The sequence below is a fragment of the Streptomyces sp. NPDC043427 genome (assembly GCF_056436655.1).
In genome coordinates, this window is sequence record NZ_JBWKCC010000029.1 from 12,533 (window position 1) to 36,859 (window position 24,327).

A 24,327-nucleotide genomic window follows, 5' to 3' on the forward strand; every position below is an offset into this window, starting at 1 on the left:
GTGCTGAGCCGGCATCCGGGAGGGCGTGCAGAGCCGCGTTCGCGCAGACGTGCACCGATTCACTCGTGTGGGTGGTGTGCGGGTGACCTGTACGGGGTCCGGCACGGTCACCGGCTCCCCGGCGTTCCCGGAACACCCGTACGTCCTGGCATCCTTGGCGTAGAAGGGGGAGGAATCGCGCAGAACACCACCGCGCGCGGTCTCCCTCTGTACGTTTCTTCGTGACCGTCCGATGCCGAACCAGGAGCCCCGGCCGCGTGAGCCCCGTGAGCAGCCCCGCACCGCACGGTCAGTCGTCGCTGCGCACCGTGCAGGTGCTGGGCGGTGGCAACGCCGGCAGCAGCGCACATGTGCGCTCCCTGACCGCGGGGCTCGTCGCTCGGGGCGTGCGGGTCACGGTCTGCGCCCCCTCGGAGGCCGAACGCGCCTACGACTTCGCGGGCGCCGGCGCCGACCACGTGCACGTGCCGCGCAGCAGCGACCCGGGTTCCGTGGCGGCCCTGCGGGCGGCCTGCACGGACGCCGACCTGGTGCACGCGCACGGGCTGCACGCCTCCTTCCGAGCGGTGCTCGCCCTCAGCGGCCGGCGCACCCCGCTCGTCGTCACCTGGCACAACCGCGCGCACGCCGAGGGGGCGCGCGCTCATCTCCTGCGCCTGCTGGAGCGGCGGGTCGCGAAGGCCGCCACCGTGGTGCTCGGGACCTCCTCCGACCTCGTGGACCGGGCGCGCCGGACGGGCGCGCGGGACGCGCGGCTCGCCGCCGTGGCGCTGCCCGGGCCCCGCGCGTCCGACGGCCCCGAGGGACCCGAGCGGCAGCGGCCCAAGGCGCGGGCCGAACTCGGCGCCATCGGACGCCCGTTGCTGATGGCGGTGGGCTCCCTCGACCGGCACCGGGGGTACGACGTCCTGCTGGACGCCTCGCGCGCGTGGCGCGAGCTCGACCCGTTGCCGCTGGTCGTGATCGCGGGTGAGGGGCCGCTGCGGGCGGTGCTCCAGGGCCGGATCGAGGACGAGGGGCTGCCGGTGCGGCTCGTCGGACGGCGGGACGACGTGGGCGAGCTGCTCGCCGCCGCCGATCTGGCGCTGCTGCCGAGCCGGTGGGAGTCGCGGTCCGTGCTGGCGCAGGAGGCCCTCCACGCGCGCGTGCCGCTCGTCGCCACCGACGTCGGCGGCGTCCGCGAACTCGTCGGCGACGCCGCCGAACTCGTCCCGTACGGCGACGCGGGCGCCCTCGCCGACGCCGTCATACGGCTGCTCGGCGACCCCGAGCGGTGCGAGGAGCTGCGGGGGAGAGGCGTGCGGCAGGCGGCCACCTGGCCGACGGAGGACGAGACGGTCGCCCAGGTCCTCAGCGTCTACGACGAGTTGACGCAGCCGCGACCCCTGAGCTGATCCTGGGCCGACGTCAGCGCGTCGAGCAGGCCCGGGAACGCCTCGTCCATCTCGGCCCGGCGCAGGGTGTTCATCCGTGAGGTGCCGACGTAGTACTGCCGGATCAGGCCCGCCTCGCGCAGCACCTTGAAGTGATGGGTCGCGGTGGACTTGCTGACCGCGATGTCGAAGCCACCGCAGGCGATGTCCTCACCGGCGGCCCGGAGCTGCGTGACGATGCCGCGGCGCACCGGGTCGACCAGGGCCTCCAGCACCTTCTGGAGGTCGAACTGCCGCACGTCGGGGTGCGGTGGCGTGCGTTCCATGAGCCCACAGTACGGCAGCGGCGGGAGAAGTTCGACCGGCATCAAAGTTTGACGACGATCGTACTTCTGCGTCAGGGTGGGGCCGACCGACCTCAGCACGAGTGAACGGGGAGACGGTATGGCCAGGACGGTGCGGTTCCACGAGGTGGGCGGGCCCGAGGTGTTGCGGCTGGAGGAGGTGGCGGTCGGTGAACCGGGGCCCGGCGAGGTGCGGATCCGGGTGGACGCCATCGGGATCAACCGGGCCGAGGCGCTGTTCCGCAGCGACCGGTACATCGAGCCGGTCGGACAACTGCCTTCCGGGCTCGGCTACGAGGCCGCCGGGGTGATCGAGTCCGTCGGGCCCGAGGTGACGGGGTTCGCGGTGGGGCAGGCGGTGACCGTGCTGCCGGTCTTCTCGCAGAACGACCACACCGTGTACGCCGAGCGGACGATCGTCCCGGCGGCCGCGCTGCTGGCCCGCCCGGACGGGGTGGACGCCGTCTCCGGCGCCGCCGTGTGGATGCCCTACCTCACCGCCTACGGCGGCATGGTCGAGGTCGGCGGCCTGCGGGCGGGGGACGTGGCGGTGATCGACGCGGCCTCCAGCAGTGTCGGCCTGGCCGCGATCCACACTGCCCTGCGGGTGGGCGCCACGCCGCTCGCCGTCACCCGGACCCGGGCCAAGCGGCAGCGCCTGCTGGAGGAGGGCGCCGCCGAGGTGATCGTCTCCGACGAGGAGGACGTGGCGGCACGCGTGCTGGAGCTGACCGGCGGAAGGGGCGCCGAGTACGTCTTCGACGCCGTCGCCGGGCCCGGGGTGGTGGAGCTGGCGCGGGCCGTGGCCGCAGACGGGACGATGATCCTTTGGGGCGCGCAGAGCGGGCAGCCGACCCCGTATCCAGGGTTCGAGCTGGGCATGCCGGCGCTGAGCATGCGGACGTACACGATGCTGGAGACCTCCAGGGACCCGGAGCGGCTGCGGCGCGCGGTGGCGTACGTGACGTCGGGGCTGCGCACCGGGGCCTTCCGTCCGGTCGTGGACCGGACGTTCCCGCTGGAGGAGATCGTGCGGGCACACCTGCACCTGGAGTCCAACACGCAGTTCGGCAAGATCGTGGTCACCGTGGACCACTGAAGCCGCCTTCTCAGGACACGTGCCGTCGGGCCCGCAGGGCCAGGCTCAAGGCCAGGACCGTCTGCGGGTCGTCGAGGTCGGTGCCGAGCAACTCGCCGATGCGGGCGAGGCGGTTGTAGAGGGTCTGTCGGTTGAGGTGGAGCTCGCGGGCCGTCTCCGCCTTGCGGCCCGCATGGGCGAGGTAGGTCTCCAAAGTGGGCAGCAGCGGCGGCTTGGAGCGGCGGTCGTGCTCCTGGACCGGGCCGATCGCCCGGTCCACGAAGGCCGCCAGGTCGGGATGGTCCCGCAGCCGCCACAGCAGCAGGTCGATGTCGAGGCGGCGGGCGTCGTACCAGGGGCGGTCCGACAGGCCCTGGGCCGCGGTCGCCGTCTCGGCCGCGTGCCGCAGGCCGGATGCCGCCGCAGCCCAGCCGCCGGCCACCCCGACGACCACGACCGGCGGCTGAGCCCCCGGCCGCTGCATCCCGGCCCGCTCCACCCCCGCCCGCAGCGCCGCCGCGACCCGGTCCGCGACCGCCGGGCGCTCCGACTCCGAGCGCAGGCCCAGGAGGAGTGGCACCCGGCCCTCGACGGGGCGTACGCCAAGGAGGACCGGGACGCCCACCGACGCCAGCTCCTCCGCGACCGCCCGCGCCAGCACCGCCCAGCCTCCCCCGCTCTCGACCGCGCTCGAGCGGGCGGTACCCCCTGCGGGGGAGAGCGCGTCGCCCAGGCGCATGACCACCGGCAGCAGCGGGCTGTTGCCCGGCTTGAAGCCCAGCACGCGCGCCTGCGCCGGGGCGTCCTCCGCCGTGACGCGCCCCTCGGCGAGGTCGGTGAGGAAGTCGCCGCGTCCGCGCGCCGCCAGTTCCTCCTCCTGCCGGGCCTGCATCAGCACGACGGCCAGGATGCCCGCGGCCCGCTCCGCGGCGATCCGGTGCACGGGAGCGAGCGGGGCGCGCACGGGCAGCAGCGCGAGCCGGGCTCGTACGGAACCCGCCCCCGGGCCACCGCCCGGCACGTCCACGAGCACCGAACCCGTAGGCGGCGGCGCGTCCTTGCGCGGGCCGCGCAACCCCTCCCACACCTGGAGCGGATCCGCGCCCTCGGGCCCGGACCCGGCGGCGTACAGGAGCTGGCCGTCCGTCGTCTCCAGGAACACCGGGTTGTCGCTGAAGTCCGCCAGAATGCCCAGCACCTGCGGGATCCCGCCGCCGCCCAGCAGCGCCTCCGTGCAGCGGCGGTGCACCTCCTCCGCCCGCTGCAGCAGCGCGTAGTGGCCGTTGACGATCTCGGTGTGGATCTCCTCCGTGACCGTCACGAACGGCACCTCGCGGTGCAGTTGGACCAGGGGCAGCCCGGCCGAGCGCGCCGTCTCGACCAAGGCGGCCGGCAGACGACTGAAGCGCGGGCCGAGCTCGATCACCAGGGCGGCGATCCCGCGCTCGGCCAGGGTGCGCACGAACGCCCGCTGCTCGGCCGGGCGGGTGCCGAGGCCGTAGCCGGTGCTCAGCAACAGCTCGCCGCCCTTCAGCAGCGAGGCGATGTTCGGCACCTCGCCCGCGTGCACCCAGCGCACGGTGCGGCCCAGCCGGTCGCCGCCCGCCAGGACCTCGGGGAGCCCGCTGCGCAGGCCGGGCAGCTCCAGCGCCCGCTGAACGGTGACGCCGGCGCCGTGGCTGTCGAATCGGTGGTCCGTGCGGCTGTCCATGCAGCGGACGCTACCTGCGCTGATGCCCTGGTGACAGCTCCGCGGGCTTACGGCCGCGATCACCGGGTAGCGGCGCCGTCATGGACATCAGTGTGGTCGCCGCGGCACGAGAGGACGACAGCCCGGTCGAGGAGCCGTTGCGTGTCGCGCAACTCGCCGACCGGCTCGGATATCGCGAGATCTGGGCGGGAGAGGGGGCGACCTGGGACTCGTTCGTCCTGGCGACGGCCATCGGACTGGCCACCGAACGGGCCGTGTTGACGGCCGGGCCGGTGCCGGTGAACGTGCGGGACCCGCTCACGATCGCACGCGGCGCCGCGTCGAGCGCCGCCCTCGTCCGCCGTCCCGTCGGGGTCGCACTCGGCACGTCCAGCAAGCGGGTCGTCGAAGGCGTCCACGGCAGGCCCCGCGCCCGGCCCGCGGCCGCCATGGAGGAGAGCGCCGCCGCCCTGCGCGGTCTGCTGCACGGAGAGCCCGGCGAGCCGATCGTCCCCGGCAGCGCCTTCCTGCGGCGCCTGCCGCCGCCCGGTGGGCAGCTCACCGTGGCCGCGTTCGGCGACCGCGCCATCGCAACGGCCGCCGCGCACGCCGACCGCATGCTGCTGGACATCGTCTCCCCGGAGCAGGTGCGCGTACTGCGCGCCAAGATGCTCGACGCGGCCGAGCGGGCGGGCCGTACCCCGCCGACGCTGGCCTCCTGGCTGCCCGCGGCCGTCGACCCCGATCCGCAGTCGCTCGCCCAGGTCCTGGGCAGCATCGCCGGCTATCTGACCGTGCCGGGCTACAGCGACATGTTCGTCGAGGCGGGCTTCGCCGCCGCCGTCGAGCTGGCCGCCAAGGGCGCCGACCGCGAGACCCTCGTACGGGCCCTGCCCCCGGAGGCCGCCACCGCGGTCGGCCTGGTCGGCGACCTCGACACCGTGCGCGCCCGCATCGACGCCTACGCCGAGGCGGGCCTCGACGAGATCGCCCTGGTCCCCGCCACGGCGGGCGATCCGGCGGGGGAGCGCACGCTCACGGCGCTCAGGCCGGCCTGATGTTGTGGTTGAAGCGGAACACGTTGTCCGGGTCGTAGTGCCGCTTCAGCTCCGCGAGGCGCCGGGCGTTCTCCCCGCCGAGGCCGGCGATCACCCGCTCCGGGCCCTCGTCGCCGATGAAGTTGAGGTAGACGTCGCCGGTGCTCCACGGCCGGGCGTCCTTCCTGACGTCCCGCACCCATCGCATGCTCCGCTCGTCGTCCGCCGGGTCCTCCCAGATCCCGAAGGGGTGAACGGCCCACGGCGCGTCCCGGTAGGGCAGGGGATACCCGTGCGGGCCCTCGGCGATCGCGCCGCCCTGCGGGAACAGCACGTGCTGGGTGGCGGTCGGCACGGGCATGGAGTCGGCGCGGGCGCAGAAGACGTCCACGAAGGCGTCGGGCGCGCCCGTGAGGTACTCCGCCGACCAGTAGTTCCGCATCCCCGGCGGATCGTCGATCATGCACTGCACGTCGGCGTACGGCATCGCCCCGACGATCTCCGTCTCGTGCGGCAGCGCCAGCAGCGGCTCGGCGAGCTTGCGCAGGTCGGCCTCCCCGCCGGCGTACGTCAGCAGGACACCGCATGTCAGCGTGCCGACCAGGTGGGGCGGTACGAACTCCTCGGGCGGGGCGGTGAGATAGATGACGGCGCCGCCCGCCTCGTTCGGTGCGGCCGTGATCAGGTCGCGGTAGGTGCGGACGGCCTCGCGGCCGTGCTCGGGGAGGTAGAGCACGAGCGCGATGGAGAACTCCGGCAGCTCGTGCAGCTTCAGGGTGAGCGCGGTGGCGACGCCGAAGTTGCCGCCACCGCCGTGCAGGGCCCAGAACAGGTCCGGGTTCTCGTCGGCGCTGGCGTGGGTCGGGGAGCCGTCGGCGGTGACCAGTTCCACGCCGAGCAGGTTGTCGGCGGCCAGGCCGAAGCAGCGGTCCAGCCAGCCGGTGCCGCCGCCGAGGACGAAGCCGCCCACACCCGTGGTGGAGGCCCGGCCGCCGGTCGTGGCGAGACCGTAGGGCTGGGTCGCCCGGTCCAGATGGCTCATCGTGGCCCCGCCGCCGACCCGCACCGCCTCCGCCGCGGGGTGGACGGTCACCTCGTGCATCCGGCGCAGGTCGATCACCAGACCGGCGTCGTTGCTCGCCATGCCTGCCACGCTGTGCCCGCCGCCGCGCACCGCGATCTTCAGGTCCAGGTCCCGGGCGAAGCGCACCGACCGGACGACATCTCTCTCGTCCGCGCACTGCGCGATCACCGCCGGCCGCCGGTCGATCATCGCGTTGAACACCGCCCGGGCGTCGTCGTAGCCCGGGTCACCCGGGGCGAACACGTCGCCGGTCAGATCCTCGCGCAGCGCGGTGAGGGCCGCGCCCGCCTTCGAGAGGGAAGCCATGGCCGCCCCCTTCCGACATCAGGGGCTGGGTCTGTCACCAGGCTAGGCGGGCTTGGGCGGTCGGTCCTGTTCAGCCGTCGTACGCCGGTCAGCCGCCGTACGCGCCGGACGCCGTCAGCCGCAGCGCGGTGTCGATCAGCGGGACGTGACTGAAGGCCTGCGGGAAGTTGCCGACCTGGCGCTTGAGACGCGGGTCCCACTCCTCGGCCAGCAGACCGAGGTCGTTGCGCAGCGACAGCAGCTTCTCGAACAGCTTGCGGGCCTCGTCGACGCGGCCGATCATCGCGAGGTCGTCCGCCATCCAGAACGAGCAGGCGAGGAACGCGCCCTCGTCGCCGGGCAGCCCGTCGACGCCCTCGTGGCCGCCCGAGGTCGGGTAGCGCAGGATGAAGCCGTCCGGCGTGGACAACTCACGCTGGATCGCCTCGATGGTGCCGATGACGCGCTTGTCGTCGGGCGGCAGGAAGCCCATCTGCGGGATGAGCAGCAAGGACGCGTCCAGCTCCTTGGAGCCGTAGGACTGCGTGAAGGTGTTGCGCTCCTTGTCGTAGCCCTTCTCGCAGACGTCCCGGTGGATGTCGTCGCGCAGCTCGCGCCACTTCTCCAGCGGGCCGTCCGCGTCACCGGACTCGATCAGCTTGATCGTGCGGTCCACCGCGACCCAGGCCATGACCTTGGAGTGCACGAAGTGGCGGCGCGGGCCGCGCACCTCCCAGATGCCCTCGTCCGGCTCGTCCCAGTGGTCCTCGAGGTACCGGATCAGCTTCAGCTGGAGGAGGGAGGCGTAGTCGTTGCGGGCCAGCCCCGTCATGTGGCCCAGGTGCAGGGCCTCGGTGACCTCGCCGTAGACGTCGAGCTGGAGCTGGTGCGCGGCGCCGTTGCCGACACGGACCGGCGCGGAGTTCTCGTAGCCGGGCAGCCAGTCCAGCTCCGCCTCGCCGAGCTCGCGCTCACCGGCGATGCCGTACATGATCTGCAGGTTCTCGGGGTCGCCCGCGACCGCGCGCAGCAGCCACTCGCGCCAGGCGCGGGCCTCCTCGCGGTAGCCGGTGCGCAGCAGCGAGGACAGGGTGATCGCCGCGTCGCGCAGCCAGGTGTAGCGGTAGTCCCAGTTGCGGACGCCGCCGATGTCCTCGGGGAGCGAGGTGGTGGGGGCGGCGACGATGCCACCGGTCGGGGCGTACGTCAGGGCCTTCAGCGTGATCAGGGAGCGGACCACGGCCTCACGGTAGGGGCCGTGGTACGTGCAGTGCTCGCACCACTCGCGCCAGAAGTCCTCCGTGGCCTGCAGCGACTGCTCGGGCTCCGGCAGCGCGGGCGGCTCCTTGTGCGAGGGCTCCCACGAGATCGTGAAGGCGATCCGGTCGCCCGGGGCGACCGTGAAGTCCGCGTACGTCGTCAGCGACTTGCCGTAGGTCTCGGCCGTGGTGTCGAACCACACCGAGTCCGGGCCGGCGACGGCGACCGTGCGCCCCTCGTGCTTGTGCACCCACGGCACGACCCGGCCGTACGAGAAACGCATCCGCAGGGCCGAGCGCATCGGCACGCGGCCCGAGACGCCCTCGACGATCCGGATCAGCTGCGGGGCGCCGTCACGCGGGGGCATGAAATCCGTCACACGGACGGTGCCGCGGGGGGTGTCCCACTCGGATTCCAGGATCAGCGAGTCGCCGCGGTAGCTGCGCCGGGCCGCGGTCGGTGGCTCCGCGTCGGAGCCGTGCGCCGGGCCCAGCCGCCAGAAGCCGTGTTCCTCGGTGCCCAGCAGACCGGCGAAGATGGCGTGCGAGTCGAAGCGCGGCAGGCAGAGCCAGTCCACCGTGCCGTCACGGCAGACCAGCGCCGCTGTCTGCATGTCTCCGATGAGTGCGTAGTCTTCGATGCGCCCGGCCACGTGCAACTCCAGTCGAACGGCCACGTCGCCCCCGGGAAAAACGGGGGCATTCGCTAATGCGGTCAAGGGGTCTTGGGTATGCGTCGTTGAGCGGTGAAGCAAAGCAGTCGCCCGTGCCGTGTGGCAAAACGACAATTACTGCTCAACGAACTGACGAGCTCTCGTTGTTCCGGTGTGTATCGGCGGGGGTGGTGCCGTGTTACCCGGCCGGGCTCGGCAGCGAGTGTCCGAGCAGGATACGACGCACGTAGATGATCTGCGTGCCGCTCCGTGCAACGCGGATGGGCCGATCGGGTGAGCGACAGGTGAGAAACGCGTGCTCGACGCGTGTCTGTGTCGACCCGTGAGCGGAGCGTGGCCGGAAGCCATCCCCCGCCGTCGCTGATACCCTGGTAGCCCGTGGACCGGTGGGCTCGAAACCCCCGAACCGCAGCGACGGCGACCCCGGAGATCTCCGGCCGGGAGCCGTACCGCACCCCCAGACCGCGACCACGGGAGCCCCCTCTTGGCCATGCCGCCCAAATCTACGACGACCAAGCACATCTTCGTCACCGGGGGTGTCGCCTCCTCTCTCGGCAAGGGTCTCACCGCCTCCAGCCTCGGCATGCTGCTCAAGGCGCGGGGCCTGCGTGTCGTGATGCAGAAGCTCGACCCGTACCTGAACGTCGACCCGGGGACGATGAACCCGTTCCAGCACGGTGAGGTCTTCGTCACCAACGACGGCGCCGAGACCGACCTGGACATCGGACACTACGAGCGGTTCCTCGACCGCGACTTGGACGGCTCCGCCAATGTCACTACAGGCCAGGTCTACTCGACCGTCATCGCCAAGGAGCGGCGCGGCGAGTACCTGGGTGACACCGTGCAGGTCATCCCGCACATCACCAACGAAATCAAGCATCGCATCCGCCGTATGGCCACCGACGAGGTCGACGTGGTCATCACGGAGGTCGGCGGCACCGTCGGCGACATCGAGTCGCTGCCGTTCCTGGAGACGGTCCGCCAGGTGCGGCACGAGGTCGGCCGGGACAACGTCTTCGTCGTTCACATCTCGCTCCTGCCCTACATCGGTCCGTCGGGTGAGCTGAAGACCAAGCCCACCCAGCACTCGGTCGCGGCCCTGCGCAACATCGGTATCCAGCCCGACGCGATCGTCCTGCGCTGCGACCGCGAGGTCCCCACCGCGATCAAGCGCAAGATCTCCCTGATGTGCGACGTCGACGAGGCGGCGGTCGTGGCCTGCCCGGACGCGCGGTCCATCTACGACATTCCGAAGACCGTGCACGGCGAGGGCCTGGACGCCTACGTGGTCCGAAAGCTGGACCTGCCGTTCCGTGACGTGGACTGGACGACCTGGGACGACCTGCTCGACCGCGTCCACAACCCCGACCACGAGATCACCCTCGCGCTGGTCGGCAAGTACATCGACCTGCCCGACGCCTACCTCTCGGTCACCGAGGCCCTGCGTGCCGGCGGCTTCGCCAACCGGGCCCGCGTGAAGATCAAGTGGGTCACCTCGGACGACTGCAAGACCCCGGCCGGCGCCGCGCAGCAGCTCGGTGACGTCGACGGCATCTGCATCCCGGGCGGCTTCGGTGACCGCGGTGTCCTGGGCAAGGTCGGTGCGATCAAGTACGCCCGCGAGAACAAGCTCCCGCTGCTCGGCCTCTGCCTCGGCCTGCAGTGCATCGTGATCGAGGCCGCGCGGAACCTGGCCGACATCCCCGACGCCAACTCCACCGAGTTCGACGCGGCCACCGCCCACCCGGTCATCTCCACCATGGCCGAGCAGCTCGACATCGTCGCCGGCGAGGGCGACATGGGCGGAACGATGCGCCTGGGCATGTACCCGGCCAAGCTGGCCGAGGACTCCATCGTGCGCGAGGTGTACGACGGCAAGGAGTACGTCGAGGAGCGCCACCGGCACCGCTACGAGGTGAACAACGCCTACCGCGCCGAGCTGGAGAAGAAGGCGGGCATCCTCTTCTCGGGCACCTCGCCCGACGGCAAGCTCGTCGAGTACGTCGAGTACCCGCGCGAGACCCACCCCTACCTGGTCGCCACGCAGGCGCACCCGGAGCTGCGCTCGCGTCCGACCCGGCCGCACCCGCTGTTCGCCGGCCTGGTGAAGGCATCGGTCGAGCGGAAGAATTCCAAGTAACACAACCGGTTGTACGGTGGCCGGGGTGCATACCTTCAAAGGTGGGCACCCCGGTTTTGTTTTGGCTTGTGGGAGGACGTGGCATGACGATCAAGGACACCCCCGAGGAATGGGAGATCCGGGCGACGGAGACCCCCTTCGTGGGCGGCAAGACCTCCGTGCGCACCGACGAGGTGGTCATGCCGAACGGTGAGCCTGCCCACCGCGACTACCAGGTCCACCCGGGTTCCGTGGCCGTCCTCGCCCTCGACGAGGAGGGCCGTGTCCTTCTCATCAAGCAGTACCGGCACCCCGTACGCCACAAGCTGTGGGAGATCCCGGCCGGTCTGCTCGACGTACCGGGCGAGAACCCGCTGCACGCCGCCCAGCGCGAGCTGTACGAGGAGGCGCACGTCAAGGCGGAGGACTGGCGGGTCCTGACCGACGTGTACACGACCCCCGGCGGCTGCGACGAGGCCGTACGGATCTTCCTCGCCCGGGGGCTGTCCGCGGCCGACGGTCAGCGCTTCGAAGTCGAGGACGAGGAGGCCGACATGGAGCACGCGCGTGTGCCCGTCGAGGAACTCGTCCGGGGCGTGCTCGCGGGCGAGCTGCACAACAACTGCCTCGTCGTCGGCGTCCTCTCGCTCGTCGCCGCCCAGAGGGGCGACGGCCTCGAGGCCCTGCGCCCGGCGGAGGCACCGTGGCCGGCGCGGCCCTTCGAGGCGTGAGCGGCGGGGCGCGACACCGTTCCCCACTGCCGGTGTGACGATCGCCTGATCCGATCGGGGGACCTCCCCGCCGCGCTCCTCACGGAACGTCGCAGAGCGTGAACTAGGCTCTGGAAACAGCCCGGACCGGAGTCCCGGCGGGTTTGCGCGTGCGGTGGGACGGGAGTGTGGCCCGTGACGGATCAGGCGGTGGACACGGACGGAGTGCAGCTGTCGGGACACGCGGCCGCGGAGCCCCATTTCCTGGGCCGCACACGGGAGTTGAAGGAGCTGCGCGCCGACATCGAACGCGCGGGACTGGACACCCTGTCCGGAAAGAAGGCCCCACGCGCGCGCGTGCTCCTCATCGCGGGCCGCCCCGGCTCCGGCCGCACGGCCCTCGCCGAGGAGCTGGTACGACAGGTCGCCGACCGCTACCCGGACGGGGTGCTGCGGGCCCGTCTGAGCGAGAGCGACGGCACGCCCGTGCCCGTCGGACGGGCCGCTCGTGAGCTGCTGACCGCCCTGGAACTGCCGACCGCCGCCGGGGCCGCCGAGGACGACCTCACGGCGGCCCTGCGCGACGCCCTCGCCGACCGGCGCATGCTGCTCCTGCTGGACGACGCGGCCGACGCCGAACAGGTCGACGCGCTGCTGCCGGACGCACCGGACTGCCTGGTCGTCGCCGTTTCCTCAGGCCCGCTGACCGGGATCTCCGACGTCCGCCCGTGCACGCTGGGCGGGCTGGACACCAAGTCCGCCCTGGAGCTGCTGACCCGCTACACCGGCTCGGTCCGCATCACCGTCGACCCCCGGGCCGCCGAGGGACTCGTCGAGGAGTGCCAGGGCCAGCCGGCCGCCCTCACGCTGGCCGGCGGCTGGCTCGCAGCCCGCCCCAAGGCCGCCGTCTCCGACCTCGCCAAACAGCTGCGCTCCGACGGCAACGAGGGCACGCCCCTGAGCCGTGTCTTCCGGCTCACCCACGGGCTGCTGCCTGCCCCCGCCGCCCGGATACTGCGCTTGCTCGCCCTCGCCCCGGCCGGACTCGTCGAGCCGCACACCGCCTCCGCGCTCGCCGGCTGCTCGGTCGGCAGCGCCCGCACCACCCTCGACGACTTCGTCGCCCTGGGCCTGCTGCGGTCCGTCGACTCACCGCTGCCGCAGTACGAGGTGCCCGGCTGCCTGTATCCGCTGCTCAAGCCCCTCGCCCACACCCAGGAGCGCCCGGCCGAGCTCCAACTGGCCCGGGCCCGCATGCTGGAGCGGACGGTGCGGCTGCTGCAGTCCTGCAGGGCCATCACCGAGACCGACGACCCCGAGGCGCGCGAGAAGCTCCAGGACATGCCGCGCGCCCTGCGCTTCCCGACCCCCAGGGCGGCCGCCGACTGGCTGCGCATCCGCAGGCCCAGCCTGCTCGCCGCGGCCCGCCTCGCGGTCGCCGACGGCGAGGTGGACACGCTGGCGCGCCGCCTGATGTCCCAGCTGGTCAGGGCGATGGTCGCGCACGTCGGCACCCAGGCGGCCGCGCCCGACCTCTACGACATCCACGGGCTCGTCCTGGACGTGGCCGAGCGCCGTGGCCTGCACCGCGAGCGGGCCGCCGCCCTGCTGAACCTCGCCGACCTCGACGCCCGCACCGGTCGTACGGCGGACGCGCTGGTGCGCTACCGGGCCGCGCTGGACGCCGGACGGGAGGCGAACGACCCGTACGCGACCGGGCGCGCGATGGAATCCGTAGGGGGCGCACACCTGGAGCTCGGGGACTACGACCGGGCCGCCGACTGGTTCGGCAGGGCCCTCGCCCAGCGGCTGGCCCGTGACGAGCGCGCGGAGGCCGCCCGGCTGTACGGGCGGATCGCCGCCGCCCACACCTACGCGGGCCGCTACGGCGAGGCACAGCGGGCCTGGCGGGCCGCTCTCGCCGGATACCGCAGGACCGGCGATGTGGCGGCCCATGCGCGGGCGTTGAGCGAGCTGGCGCGGGTCCAGGAGTACGCGGGCAGGCCCGAGGAGTCGCTGCGCACCTGTCAGGAGGCCGCGGAGTGGGCGCGGCGCGCGGAGGACGTACGGCTGCAGGCCGCGCTGCACCTGCGGATCGCCGACACCCTGGAGCACCTCGGCGACCCCACGGCGGCTCGGATGCACCGCGGCGCCGCCGCGCGGATGCTGGGTGAGGAGGCTCAGGAACATGATTCCGCCCCGGAACAGGACGCCAACGCCTGCGAAATCCGCAATGCATCCACTGAAGATTGATGCAATGGAAGGCTAGACAGCGAGTACACCTTCATTAGACTGGCTCTGCCGCACGTTCTCCTGCGGTTCTCCCGGTGTGCCCGTGCATGCCCGGGTATGTATTGCTATGCCCCACACCCTCTGAGCCAAGGACCGTGATCGACGTGAAGGTCGGCATTCCCCGCGAGGTCAAGAACAACGAGTTCCGGGTGGCCATCACCCCCGCCGGTGTGCACGAGCTGGTGCGCCACGGCCACGAGGTCGTCGTCGAGCGGGGCGCCGGTGTCGGCTCCTCCATCCCCGACGCCGAGTACGTCACCGCCGGTGCCGAGATCCTGGACACCGCCGACGAGGTGTGGGCCGCCGCGGACCTGCTGTTGAAGGTCAAGGAGCCCATCGCCGAGGAGTACCACCGCCTCCGCAAGGACCAGACGCTCTTCACCTACCTGCACCTGGCCGCCTCCAAGGAGTGCACCGACGCGCTCGTCGAGTCCGGCACCACGGCGATCGCGTACGAGACCGTCGAGCTCCCCAACCGCGCGCTCCCGCTGCTCGCCCCCATGTCCGAGGTCGCGGGCCGGCTCGCCCCGCAGGTCGGCGCTTACCACCTGATGCGCGCCAACGGCGGACGCGGCGTGCTGCCCGGCGGTGTCCCCGGCGTGCTGGCCGGCCGGGCCGTCGTCATCGGCGGCGGTGTCTCCGGCTGGAACGCCGCACAGATCGCCATCGGCATGGGCTTCCACGTGACCCTGCTCGACAAGGACATCAACAAGCTCAAGGAGGCCGACCGGGTCTTCGGCACGAAGATCCAGACGGTCGTCTCCAACGCCTTCGAACTGGAGAAGGCGTGCCTGGAGGCCGACCTCGTCATCGGTGCCGTGCTCATCCCGGGTGCCAAGGCCCCGAAGCTGGTCAGCAACGAGCTCGTGTCACGCATGAAGCCGGGAAGTGTCCTTGTCGACATCGCGATCGACCAGGGCGGCTGCTTCGAGGACTCCCGTCCGACCACCCACGCCGAGCCGAGCTTCCGGGTCCACAACTCGGTCTTCTACTGCGTCGCCAACATGCCCGGCGCGGTCCCCAACACCTCCACCTACGCCCTCACCAACGCCACGTTGCCCTACATCGTCGAACTCGCCGACAAGGGCTGGGTGGAGGCGCTGCGCCGCGACCCGGCGCTGGCCAAGGGTCTCAACACCCATGACGGCAAGGTCGTTTACCGCGAGGTGGCGGAGGCGCACGGCCTGGAGCACGTCGAGCTGGCGTCGCTGCTCGGCTGAGTCGCCAAGTCGCTCACAGGCAAAAGGCGATACGTCAACAGAGGTCGTCAACGCCACGCACCCGGCCGGACCTTGCCCGATAAGGTCCGGCCGGATGTGTGTATGGTCACTTTGCGACTCTCGGTCAACTCGCCTCGAACGTAACCCTTCGACCGATTCGCACACCGGCGAAACCTACCGTGCGACGGCCGTACGCCCTTGACAGCGGGATGTTTCATTGCCGACACATCCTGCCGGGTCCGGCGGATTGTGTTGCTGCGGACCGCCGACACGCCATAGAGTCGCCAATCGTCGGCATGGTGCCACGCTGACCTGTCTAGAAGTTTCCTGGTCACCAAGGAGGTAAGACGACTTGTGAATGAGTCGACATTTTCTCCCGGGGGTGGTCAACCAGGAATGCCCGCACAGGCCGAGGGTCCCGCGGGGTTCGAGGCTGTCGGCTCCGTCGCGGTGCGCACCTTCGCAGCCCACCAGAGTCCGCAGGCGACTCGGACACACCACAGCATGGATGGCCATCACGTGAACGCCATGGCCGGCGACGGAAGTGGCGCGCCCCACAACCACTTCGCCGACTACGACGAACTGCCCGAGGGGCACTTCTACGACCCCGACGCCGAGTACGAGCCGGACCCGGAGTACGCGGCCACGCTCGCGCCCGACGCTGCCCGCCAGCGCCGCGAGCGCATCGGCCCTACCGGCCGCCCGCTGCCGTACTTCCCGATCCCGGGCCCGCTGACCGACCACGGCCCCGCGAAGATCATCGCGATGTGCAACCAGAAGGGTGGCGTCGGCAAGACGACGTCGACCATCAACCTGGGTGCCGCGCTCGCGGAGTACGGCCGTCGCGTGCTGCTCGTGGACTTCGACCCGCAGGGCGCGCTGTCGGTCGGACTCGGAGTCAATCCGATGGAGCTCGACCTCACCGTCTACAACCTGCTCATGGAGCGGGGGATGGCGGCCGACGAGGTGCTCCTGAAGACGGCGGTCCCCAACATGGACCTCCTCCCGAGCAACATCGACCTGTCCGCCGCCGAGGTCCAGCTGGTGAGCGAGGTCGCGCGCGAGTCGACGCTGCAGCGGGCGCTGAAGCCGCTGCTGCCCGACTACGACTACATCGTGATCGACTGTCAGCCCTCGCTCGGCCTGCTCACGGTCAACGCCCTGACGGCCGCGCACAAGGTGATCGTGCCGCTCGAGTGCGAGTTCTTCGCCCTGCGCGGTGTGGCGCTGCTGACGGAGACCATCGAGAAGGTCCAGGAGCGGCTCAACCCCGAGCTGGAGCTCGACGGGATCCTCGCCACGATGTACGACTCCCGCACGGTGCACAGCCGTGAGGTGCTCGCGCGCGTCGTCGAGGCGTTCGACGACCACGTCTACCACACGGTCATCGGGCGCACGGTCCGCTTCCCGGAGACCACGGTCGCCGGCGAGCCGATCACCACGTACGCCTCCAACTCCGTCGGTGCCGCCGCCTACCGCCAGCTCGCCAGGGAGGTGCTCGCCCGGTGTCACGCCGAGTGAGTCTGCCGGGGGCCGACGAACTTTTCCGTACGACAGGGGGAATGGCGCTCCAGCCGTCCACTCCCCGGCGAGGGGCCAACGGTGAGGCCCGGGTGCCGGCTCCCGCGGGGGAGAGCGACGGGGTGGCCGCCGCGTCGCCCTCGTCCGAGGACGCGCCGCAGGCCGTGCCCGCGCAGGGCGGGGACGGCGAGGGCGCGGAGCACGTGGCGGTGGAGGCGGAGGCGGGCGACGCGGGGGAGTCCCGCAGCAGGTCCGCCGCCGCTGCCGCTGAGCGGTCACCACGGCGGCAGGGAGCGGCGCAGGAAGGTTCTGCCGCGGCGGCCCCCAAGAAGCGGGGCCGGGCGGCCTCGCGGCGGCCCAGTGGGCGGGAGCGGCACGACGAGAAGATCACGGTGTACGTGTCCGCCGAGGAACTCATGGATCTGGAGCATGCGCGGCTGGTGCTCCGGGGTGAGCACGGGCTGGCCGTCGACCGGGGGCGCATTGTGCGTGAGGCGGTGGCCGTGGTGTTGGCCGATCTGGAGTCGCGGGGTGACGCGAGCATCCTCGTACGACGGCTGCGTGGGCGGTAGCGGTAGCCTGCGGGGGCTATGACCTCGAACGACGCTCCCCGGTCCGGTGTACCCGGCGGTCGTCGGCGTGTGCTGGGGCGGGGGCCGGGGGCGGCGCCCGCCGAGCCGGAGCCCGAGGTGGTCGCACCGGAGCCGGTTCCTGAGCCGGTTTCTCACGAACCCGTTCCTCAAGAACCCGCTCCGCAGGAACCCGCTCCGCAGGAACCCGCTCCGCAGGAAGCCCCCGACGGTGTCTTCAAGGTTCGGCTCGCCAACTTCGAGGGGCCGTTCGATCTGCTCCTCCAGCTGATCTCGAAGCACAAGCTCGATGTCACCGAAGTCGCGCTGTCGAAGGTGACCGACGAGTTCATGGCGCACATCCGGGCCATGGGGCCGGACTGGGACCTGGATCAGACGACCGAGTTTCTCGTCGTGGCCGCCACGTTGCTCGATCTGAAGGCCGCTCGGCTGCTGCCCGCCGCCGAAGTGGAGGACGAGGCCGATCTGGCGCTGCTCGAAGCGCGGGACCTGCTCTTCGCGCGGCTGTTGCAGTATCGGGCGTACAAACAGATCGCGGACATCTTCAACGCGCGGCTCGAAGAGGAGGCCAGGCGGTATCCGCGTACCGTCGGGCTGGAGCCGCACCATGCCGAGTTGTTGCCCGAAGTGGTCATCAGCATCGGGGCGGAAGGATTCGCCAAGCTGGCGGTCAAGGCGATGCAGCCCAAGCCCAAGCCGCAGGTGTACGTCGACCACATTCACGCGCCGCTGGTCAGTGTGCAGGAGCAGGCCGGGATCGTGGTCGCGCGGCTCAGGGAGCTGGGAGAGGCCAGCTTCCGGGTGCTGGTGGAGGACACCGACGACACCCTCACCGTCGTAGCGCGCTTCCTCGCCCTGCTGGAGCTGTACCGGGAGAAGGCCGTCGCTCTCGATCAGGAGACCGCGCTCGGTGAGCTGATCGTGCGGTGGACCGGCGGGGACGGGGAAGCCGAGCCCATGGTGACCGACGAGTTCGACCGGCCGCCCGAGAAGCCCAAGGAGGAGGAGAAGGCGTGAGTGAGGACACCCTCGAGGCCACCACCGACGCCGTCGTCGACGCCCCGGCCGGGCTGCGTGCCGTCGCCGATCTCGACCTCAAGCCCGCCCTGGAGGCCGTGCTCATGGTCGTGGACGAGCCCGCGACCGAGGAGCATCTGGCGAAGATACTGGAGCGGCCCCGGCGGCAGATCGCGGACGCGTTGCGCGAGCTGGCAGACGAGTACACCGTGCAGGGCCGCGGCTTCGAGCTGCGGTACGTGGCGGGCGGCTGGCGGTTCTACAGCCGTGCCGAGTACGCCCCGGCCGTAGAGGGCTTCGTCCTGGACGGCCAGCAGGCCCGCCTCACCCAGGCCGCGCTGGAAACGCTGGCGGTCGTCGCCTACCGTCAGCCGGTGAGCCGCAGCCGCGTCTCGGCCGTGCGCGGGGTCAACTGCGACGGGGTCATGCGCACCCTCCTCCAACGCGGTCTGGTCGAGGAGGCGGGCACGGAACCCGAAACAGGTGCGATCCTGTACGTGACGACGAACTACTTCCTGGAGCGGATGGGCCTGCGCGGTCTGGACGAGCTCCCGGAGCTCGCGCCCTTCCTCCCGGAGGCGGAGGCGATCGAGGCCGAGACCCAGGAAGCCGTACCGTCGTTCGATCCGGACGCCCCGGACCCGGACGACGGTCCAGGGATGCACATGCCTAATACAACGACGACGGACATTTGATGCGAAGCAGCGGTAGCGGCAAGAGCGGCGGGCGCGGTAACCACCGCGGGGCCGGCAACAACAGGGACCAGAAGCAGGGTCAGGGCCAGGGTCAGGGTCAGGGCCGTCCCCGCAAGCCCCGGCCCGAGGAGCGCCGCTACGACGTGGGCCCGGGCGCCTCCCCGGAGGGCCCCAAGTCGGGGCGGGGCGGCGCGGCGCGCGGCGGTGCCAAGGGCGGGCCCAAGAAGCCCCAGCAGGGCGGGCGTACGGCTCCCTCGCGTTCGCGTGAGTATGAGACGAGGGTCGAGGAGCGCAACCGCGACCGGTACGCGGGCAAGAAGGACATCAAGCTCCCCAAGACCTTCCCCGGTGCCGAGCAGGAGGGCGAGCGGCTGCAGAAGGTCCTCGCGCGCGCGGGCTACGGCTCCCGGCGTGCCTGCGAGGAGCTGATCGAGCAGGCGCGGGTCGAGGTCAACGGCGAGATCGTCCTGGAGCAGGGCAAGCGGGTCGACCCGGAGAAGGACGAGGTCAAGGTCGACGGGCTGACGGTCGCGACGCAGTCGTACCAGTTCTTCTCGCTGAACAAGCCGGCCGGCGTCGTGTCCACGATGGAGGACACCGAGGGCCGCCAGTGCCTCGGCGACTACGTCACGAACCGCGAGACGCGGCTGTTCCACGTCGGGCGGCTCGACACCGAGACCGAGGGCGTCATCCTGCTCACCAACCACGGCGAGCTGGCGCACCGGCTGACCCACCCCAAGTACGGCGTGAAGAAGGTCTACCTCGCGCACATCGTGGGCCCCATCCCGCGTGACCTGGGCAAGCAGCTCAAGGACGGCATCCAGCTGGAGGACGGCTACGCCCGCGCGGACCACTTCCGGGTCGTCGAGCAGACCGGCAAGAACTACCTGGTCGAGGTCACCCTCCATGAGGGTCGCAAGCACATCGTCCGCCGCATGCTCGCCGAGGCCGGCTTCCCGGTCGACAAGCTGGTGCGGGTCGCCTTCGGTCCGATCACCCTCGGCGACCAGAAGTCGGGCTGGCTGCGCCGCCTGTCGAACACCGAGGTCGGGATGCTGATGAAGGAAGTCGACCTCTAAGGACTCCAAGGACTCCAAGGCTCCAAGGGCTTGCAAGGCCTCTGAGGGCTTGCGAGGCCCAAGAGCTTGTGAAGAACCTCCACCCCCTTTTATAGTCGTGATGACTATAAAAGGGGGTGGAGGTCATGCAGGGCTACGACAAGTACGCCCACGAACCTTTCGCCGTCACCGTCGACCTCGCCGTGTTCACCCTCCGCGAGGGCGCCCTGCACGTGCTGCTCGTCGAGCGCGGACAGGAGCCGTACGCCGGGCACTGGGCGCTGCCCGGCGGGTTCGTGCAGCCGGACGAGTCCGCGGAGACGGCCGCCCGGCGTGAACTCGCCGAGGAGACCGGCCTGTCGGACGTGCAGGGGCTGCACCTGGAGCAGCTGCGGACCTACAGCGAACCCGATCGCGACCCCCGTATGCGGGTCGTGTCCGTCGCGTTCGCCGCACTGCTGCCCCACCCGCCCGAGCCGCACGGCGGCAGTGACGCGAGCGAGGCCCGCTGGGTGCCGTACGACTCCGCCGGGCCGCTCGCCTTCGATCACGACACGATGCTGGCCGACGCCCACGAACGCGTCGGTGCCAAGCTCGAGTACACCTGCCTCGCCACCGCCTTCTGCCCGCCGCAGTTCACTCTCGGGGAACTGCAGGAGGTCTACGAGACCGTGTGGGGCACCGGGCTCGACCGGCCCAACTTCCGCCGCAAGGTGCTGTCCACGCCCGGTTTCGTCGAAGCCGTCCCCGGTGCCGCCCGGCTGACGGGCGGCCGCGGCAAACCGGCCGCGCTGTACCGCGCGGGCACCGCCACCGCCCTGCATCCGCCCCTGCTCCGACCGTCCCGGGAAGGACGTCCCGCATGACCGCCTCCACCACCGTCCGCAAGCGCGCCGCCACCGGGACGCTGCTCGGTCTCGCCCTCGGGGACGCGCTGGGCTTCCCGACGGAGTTCAACGACGTGCCGTCGATCCTCGCCAAGTGCGGCCCCTGGCAGCGGATGGAGCTGGTCACGCCCGCGATCGTCAGCGATGACACGCAGATGACCCTGGCGGTGGGCCAGGGGCTGCGTACGGCCATGGACCGGGGCGTCCTCGGACCGAAGCGGTTCGAGCGGCCGCTCCGGGAAGAGTTCGTGGACTGGTACCAGTCGCCGCAGAACAACCGGGCGCCGGGCCGAACCTGCATGGTCGCCTGCAATCTGCTGAAGGACGAGAGGCGAGCGTGGCAGGACGCCAGCCAGATCCACTCCAAGGGCTGTGGCGCCAACATGCGCGTCGCGCCGGTCGGCCTCGCGCCCGGACTCAGCGACGAGCAGCGCGCGGGCGCCGCCCAGTTGCAGTCGGCGCTCACGCACGGCCATCCCACCGCGCTCGCCGCCTCCGACCTCACCGCGCACGCCGTACGGCTGCTCGCCCAGGGGGCCGATCCGGCCGGGCTCGTCGGGCTGCTGCGGTCGTACGCCCTCGACAACCGCTCCCACTACCACCACGCCTGGCTCGGCGACCTGTGGACCCGGAGCCAGGACCCCACCCCCGAGCACTTCATCGCGCGCGGATGGGACGAGTGCCTGGAGATCCTGGAGCGGCTCCAGGGCGCCGTGCGCACCGTCTCGCCCGAGACCGACCCGTGCCTGGCCACCGGGGAGGGATGGATAGCGGAGGAGGCCCTGGCCACCGGGCTGCTGTGCTTCCTGCTCTTCGTCGACGAACCGCTCACCGCGCTGCGCCGGGCCGCCTGCACCTCCGGCGACTCCGACTCGATCGCCTGCCTGACCGGCGCCTTCGCGGGCGCCTACCTGGGCGCCGACGCATGGCCGACGGAGTGGGCCGACCGGATCGAGTACCACGGCGAGCTGGTGACGCTCGGGGCGCTCTGGGACCTCTGAAGATCTCTGAGGACCTCTGAGGACTTCCGGGACCTCTGAGGACCTACGTCAGGCGGATCGACTCGCCCTCGACCGCGATCTGCTTCGAGGGCAGCGGCCTGGTCGCCGGGCCGTGGGCCACCGAGCCGTTCTCGATGTGGAACCTGCTCCCGTGACAGGGGCAGTCGATGGTGCCGTCCGCCACGGTGCCCACCGTGCAGCCCTGATGCGTGCAGATCGCCGAGAAAGCCTTGAAGTCACCCTTCGTCGGCTGGGTCACCACGACCTTCTCGTCCTTGAAGATCTTGCCGCCGCCCACCGGGATGTCGGCCGTCCTGGCCAGCTCCTGCCCGCCTGTGGCGTTCGCTGAGGAGGACGACGAGTCGGAGGAGCCGTCCCCCTCACCCTGGTTGCTGCAGCCGATGGCGAACGCCGCCGCGCCCGTCGCGAGGAGAACCGTGCGCCGTGTCGCAGGATGGGTCATGTCGTCACTCCGAAGGTGCGGAAGAACCAGAGGGCGGAGGTCAGCCAGACGACCGTGAGCACGCGAACACCAGCCCGCCGACGATCGGCAGCAGCCATCCCGGAAGTCGCTCCGAGCGGAGCAGCAGCATCTTGGCGCTGAAGGCCCCGCAGAAGAAGCAACCCACGAGAGAATGCCACAAAACGCGCATTTCATACGTCTGATAGACCAACGCGTACAAACAGTGCACCGCGACGGGTACGGCCACGGGTACGGTCCGGCTCAAAGAGGCGCACGGGGCGTTCTCCCTGTTTCCGGCGACTCGTTCCGCCGTCTCAGCGGGCGGGCGATGCCCACCGGTGGGGCCAGGCTGACTACGCTGGACGAGAGAGCCGATACGTACGGGAGCAAGGAGCGGTGCCGTGGCGGTACGAGCGGTCCGGGGGGCCGTCCAGTTGGAGCGGGACGAGGCCGGACACATGGACGAGCAGGTCGGAGCCCTGCTCACCGCCATCCTGGACCGGAATTCCCTCACGGCCGAGGACCTGATCAGCATCTGGTTCACGGCCACGCCCGACCTGCACAGCGACTTCCCGGCCGCCGCCGCCCGCAAGCTCGGCATCGCCGACGTACCGCTGATCTGCGCCCAGGAACTCGACATCGCGGGCGCCATGCCCCGCGTCGTCCGTGTCCTCGCGCACATCGAGTCCGACCGGGCCCGCGCCGACATCAGCCACGTCTACCTCGGCGCCGCCGCAGCCCTGCGCAAGGACATCGCCCAGTGAGGACCGCACTCGTCATCGGAACCGGGCTCATCGGTACGTCCGCCGCCCTCGCCCTCGCCCAGCGGGGCGTCGTCGTCCACCTCGCCGACCACGACCCCGAGCAGGCCCGTACGGCGGCCGCGCTCGGAGCCGGCACGGACGAGGCCCCCGAGGGCCCCGTGGACCTCGCGCTCGTCGCCGCGCCGCCCGCCCATGTCGCCGGGGTGCTCGCCGACGTCATGCGCCGGGGCGTGGCCCGCGGCTACCTCGACGTGGCCAGCGTCAAGGGCGGCCCACGCCGCGAGCTGGAGGAGCTCGGGCTCGACCCGTCGGTGATGTCGAGGTACATCGGCTCGCACCCCATGTCGGGGCGCGAGAAGTCCGGCCCGCTGGCCGCGACCGGGGACCTCTTCGAGGGCCGGCCCTGGGTGCTCACGCCGACCCGGGACACCGACACCGAGGTGCTGAACCTCGCCCTGGAGCTGGTCTCGCACTGCCGGGCCGTCCCGGTGGTGATGGACGCCGACGCCCACGACCGCGCGGTGGCGCTGGTCTCCCACATGCCCCACCTGGTCTCCAGCATGGTCGCCGCCCGCCTGGAGAACGCGGAGGAGGCCGCCGTACGGCTGTGCGGGCAGGGCATCCGGGACGTGACCCGGATCGCCGCCTCCGACCCCCGGATGTGGATCGACATCCTCTCCGCCAACCCGGGGCCGGTCGCCGACCTCCTCGCGGACGTCTCCGCCGACCTCGACGAGACCGTCCGGGCCCTGCGCGCGCTGCAGTCCTCCGACGAGGACAAGCGGCGCGAGGGCACCGCCGGCATCGAGGACGTCCTGCGCCGCGGCAACGCCGGCCAGGTCCGTGTCCCCGGCAAGCACGGGTCCGCTCCGCGGGCCTACGAGATCGTGGCCGTGCTCATCGACGACCAGCCCGGTCAGCTGGCCCGCATCTTCGCGGACGCGGGGAGGGCCGGGGTCAACATCGAGGACGTACGGATCGAGCATGCGACGGGCCAGCAGGCGGGCCTCGTGCAGCTGATGGTGGAGCCGAAGGCGGCGGCGGTCCTGACGGCCGCGCTGCGCGAGCGCGGGTGGGCGATCCGGCAGTAAGGCGTGCGGCCGGACGAGTGATGCGTACCCAGTAACCTTGTGCGGGGCACGTTCGCGCCCCGCACACCCCGCCGC

Annotated in this window: 21 protein-coding genes and 1 pseudogene; 16 read left to right on the top strand and 6 right to left on the bottom strand. The window is 71.5% G+C overall.

Features of this window, described 5'->3' with window-relative positions:
- The first annotated feature begins 257 nt into the window (after positions 1–257).
- On the top strand, positions 258–1,394 hold the full coding sequence (locus AC067M_RS34375) for a glycosyltransferase family 4 protein (protein WP_478700944.1): 1,137 nt from the start codon (positions 258–260) through the stop codon (positions 1,392–1,394).
- On the opposite strand, the gene AC067M_RS34380 is transcribed toward AC067M_RS34375, so the two are convergent.
- Positions 1,358–1,699 carry an ArsR/SmtB family transcription factor gene (locus tag AC067M_RS34380; protein WP_478700945.1) on the bottom strand — a complete coding sequence of 114 codons (342 nt, stop codon included), beginning with the start codon at positions 1,697–1,699 and terminating at the stop codon, positions 1,358–1,360. The genes AC067M_RS34375 and AC067M_RS34380 overlap by 37 nt on opposite strands.
- 118 nt (positions 1,700–1,817) lie before the next feature.
- Here AC067M_RS34380 and AC067M_RS34385 point away from each other — a divergent pair, with 118 nt between their 5' ends.
- A complete protein-coding gene (locus AC067M_RS34385; RefSeq protein WP_478700946.1) occupies positions 1,818–2,816 on the top strand; it encodes a zinc-dependent alcohol dehydrogenase family protein in 999 nt (332 codons plus the stop codon).
- Positions 2,817–2,826: 10 nt separating this feature from the next.
- Here the strand turns inward: AC067M_RS34385 and AC067M_RS34390 are convergent, their stop codons facing one another.
- The gene (locus tag AC067M_RS34390; protein WP_478700947.1) at positions 2,827–4,506 is read right to left on the bottom strand and encodes a PucR family transcriptional regulator; all 1,680 of its coding nucleotides are present in this window, start codon (positions 4,504–4,506) and stop codon (positions 2,827–2,829) included.
- An 80-nt stretch (positions 4,507–4,586) separates the two neighbouring features.
- Here AC067M_RS34390 and AC067M_RS34395 point away from each other — a divergent pair, with 80 nt between their 5' ends.
- Complete coding sequence (locus AC067M_RS34395) at positions 4,587–5,543, top strand: LLM class F420-dependent oxidoreductase (protein WP_478700948.1); 957 nt, start codon at positions 4,587–4,589, stop codon at positions 5,541–5,543.
- On the opposite strand, the gene AC067M_RS34400 is transcribed toward AC067M_RS34395, so the two are convergent.
- Entirely contained in the window at positions 5,530–6,912 is a 1,383-nt protein-coding gene (locus tag AC067M_RS34400) for an FAD-binding protein (protein ID WP_478700949.1), read from the bottom strand. The genes AC067M_RS34395 and AC067M_RS34400 overlap by 14 nt on opposite strands.
- An 88-nt stretch (positions 6,913–7,000) precedes the next feature.
- The gene (locus AC067M_RS34405) at positions 7,001–8,803 is read right to left on the bottom strand and encodes a glycoside hydrolase family 15 protein (RefSeq protein ID WP_478700950.1); all 1,803 of its coding nucleotides are present in this window, start codon (positions 8,801–8,803) and stop codon (positions 7,001–7,003) included.
- A gap of 511 nt (positions 8,804–9,314) precedes the next feature.
- On the opposite strand from AC067M_RS34405, the gene AC067M_RS34410 reads away from it, so the two are divergent.
- The 11 genes from AC067M_RS34410 to AC067M_RS34460 all read left to right on the top strand — a co-directional run bounded on the left by AC067M_RS34410 (position 9,315) and on the right by AC067M_RS34460 (position 21,934).
- Positions 9,315–10,964, top strand: coding sequence for a CTP synthase (locus tag AC067M_RS34410; protein WP_478700951.1), 1,650 nt, complete (start codon positions 9,315–9,317; stop codon positions 10,962–10,964).
- Between the two features lie 83 nt (positions 10,965–11,047).
- The gene (locus AC067M_RS34415) at positions 11,048–11,674 is read left to right on the top strand and encodes an NUDIX domain-containing protein (protein WP_478700952.1); all 627 of its coding nucleotides are present in this window, start codon (positions 11,048–11,050) and stop codon (positions 11,672–11,674) included.
- Positions 11,675–11,848: 174 nt separating this feature from the next.
- Positions 11,849–13,906: a tetratricopeptide repeat protein gene (locus AC067M_RS34420; RefSeq protein ID WP_478700953.1), complete on the top strand. Its 2,058-nt coding sequence runs from the start codon at positions 11,849–11,851 to the stop codon at positions 13,904–13,906.
- Positions 13,907–14,040: 134 nt separating this feature from the next.
- On the top strand, positions 14,041–15,165 hold the full coding sequence (gene ald / locus AC067M_RS34425; protein ID WP_478700954.1) for an alanine dehydrogenase: 1,125 nt from the start codon (positions 14,041–14,043) through the stop codon (positions 15,163–15,165).
- 396 nt (positions 15,166–15,561) lie between these two features.
- A complete protein-coding gene (locus AC067M_RS34430) occupies positions 15,562–16,686 on the top strand; it encodes a ParA family protein (protein WP_478700955.1) in 1,125 nt (374 codons plus the stop codon).
- Positions 16,671–17,258, top strand: coding sequence for a hypothetical protein (locus AC067M_RS34435; protein ID WP_478700956.1), 588 nt, complete (start codon positions 16,671–16,673; stop codon positions 17,256–17,258). The genes AC067M_RS34430 and AC067M_RS34435 overlap by 16 nt, the downstream gene beginning before the upstream one ends.
- 18 nt (positions 17,259–17,276) lie before the next feature.
- Entirely contained in the window at positions 17,277–18,293 is a 1,017-nt protein-coding gene (locus AC067M_RS34440; RefSeq protein WP_478700957.1) for a segregation and condensation protein A, read from the top strand.
- Entirely contained in the window at positions 18,290–18,988 is a 699-nt protein-coding gene (gene scpB / locus AC067M_RS34445; protein ID WP_478700958.1) for an SMC-Scp complex subunit ScpB, read from the top strand. The genes AC067M_RS34440 and scpB overlap by 4 nt, the downstream gene beginning before the upstream one ends.
- Positions 18,988–20,067 (top strand): pseudouridine synthase, encoded by a 1,080-nt coding sequence (locus AC067M_RS34450; protein ID WP_478700959.1) that lies wholly within the window; start codon positions 18,988–18,990, stop codon positions 20,065–20,067. Before scpB ends, AC067M_RS34450 begins: the two co-directional genes overlap by 1 nt.
- A 125-nt stretch (positions 20,068–20,192) precedes the next feature.
- Positions 20,193–20,912 (top strand): NUDIX hydrolase, encoded by a 720-nt coding sequence (locus AC067M_RS34455; RefSeq protein ID WP_478700960.1) that lies wholly within the window; start codon positions 20,193–20,195, stop codon positions 20,910–20,912.
- Positions 20,909–21,934, top strand: a complete 1,026-nt coding sequence (locus AC067M_RS34460; RefSeq protein ID WP_478700961.1) for an ADP-ribosylglycohydrolase family protein — start codon at positions 20,909–20,911, stop codon at positions 21,932–21,934. The genes AC067M_RS34455 and AC067M_RS34460 overlap by 4 nt, the downstream gene beginning before the upstream one ends.
- Positions 21,935–21,977: 43 nt before the next feature.
- Here AC067M_RS34460 and AC067M_RS34465 read toward each other — a convergent pair whose 3' ends face one another.
- Both AC067M_RS34465 and AC067M_RS34470 read right to left on the bottom strand, forming a co-directional pair.
- Entirely contained in the window at positions 21,978–22,397 is a 420-nt protein-coding gene (locus AC067M_RS34465) for a Rieske (2Fe-2S) protein (protein ID WP_478700962.1), read from the bottom strand.
- Positions 22,394–22,644: pseudogene (locus tag AC067M_RS34470) on the bottom strand (DUF6529 family protein); the annotation flags it as partial. The pseudogene AC067M_RS34470 and the gene AC067M_RS34465, both read right to left, overlap by 4 nt.
- 154 nt (positions 22,645–22,798) lie before the next feature.
- Between AC067M_RS34470 and aroH the strand changes: the two are divergent.
- Entirely contained in the window at positions 22,799–23,161 is a 363-nt protein-coding gene (gene aroH / locus AC067M_RS34475; RefSeq protein WP_478700963.1) for a chorismate mutase, read from the top strand.
- A complete protein-coding gene (locus AC067M_RS34480; RefSeq protein WP_478700964.1) occupies positions 23,158–24,252 on the top strand; it encodes a prephenate dehydrogenase in 1,095 nt (364 codons plus the stop codon). The genes aroH and AC067M_RS34480 overlap by 4 nt, the downstream gene beginning before the upstream one ends.
- Positions 24,253–24,327: the final 75 nt, after the last annotated feature.

Bases quoted from the DNA above. Each gene is read 5' to 3' on its own strand.
- AC067M_RS34400 (WP_478700949.1), bottom strand. From the start codon at position 6,912: ATGGCTTCCCTCTCGAAGGCGGGCGCGGCCCTCACCGCGCTGCGCGAG.
- AC067M_RS34415 (WP_478700952.1), top strand. From the start codon at position 11,048: ATGACGATCAAGGACACCCCCGAGGAATGGGAGATCCGGGCGACGGAG.
- AC067M_RS34385 (WP_478700946.1), top strand. From the start codon at position 1,818: ATGGCCAGGACGGTGCGGTTCCACGAGGTGGGCGGGCCCGAGGTGTTG.
- AC067M_RS34410 (WP_478700951.1), top strand. From the start codon at position 9,315: ATGCCGCCCAAATCTACGACGACCAAGCACATCTTCGTCACCGGGGGT.
- AC067M_RS34380 (WP_478700945.1), bottom strand. From the start codon at position 1,699: ATGGAACGCACGCCACCGCACCCCGACGTGCGGCAGTTCGACCTCCAG.
- AC067M_RS34450 (WP_478700959.1), top strand. From the start codon at position 18,988: ATGCGAAGCAGCGGTAGCGGCAAGAGCGGCGGGCGCGGTAACCACCGC.
- AC067M_RS34465 (WP_478700962.1), bottom strand. From the start codon at position 22,397: ATGACCCATCCTGCGACACGGCGCACGGTTCTCCTCGCGACGGGCGCG.
- AC067M_RS34395 (WP_478700948.1), top strand. From the start codon at position 4,587: ATGGACATCAGTGTGGTCGCCGCGGCACGAGAGGACGACAGCCCGGTC.
- AC067M_RS34430 (WP_478700955.1), top strand. From the start codon at position 15,562: ATGCCCGCACAGGCCGAGGGTCCCGCGGGGTTCGAGGCTGTCGGCTCC.
- AC067M_RS34460 (WP_478700961.1), top strand. From the start codon at position 20,909: ATGACCGCCTCCACCACCGTCCGCAAGCGCGCCGCCACCGGGACGCTG.
- AC067M_RS34390 (WP_478700947.1), bottom strand. From the start codon at position 4,506: ATGGACAGCCGCACGGACCACCGATTCGACAGCCACGGCGCCGGCGTC.
- AC067M_RS34440 (WP_478700957.1), top strand. From the start codon at position 17,277: ATGACCTCGAACGACGCTCCCCGGTCCGGTGTACCCGGCGGTCGTCGG.
- AC067M_RS34455 (WP_478700960.1), top strand. From the start codon at position 20,193: ATGCAGGGCTACGACAAGTACGCCCACGAACCTTTCGCCGTCACCGTC.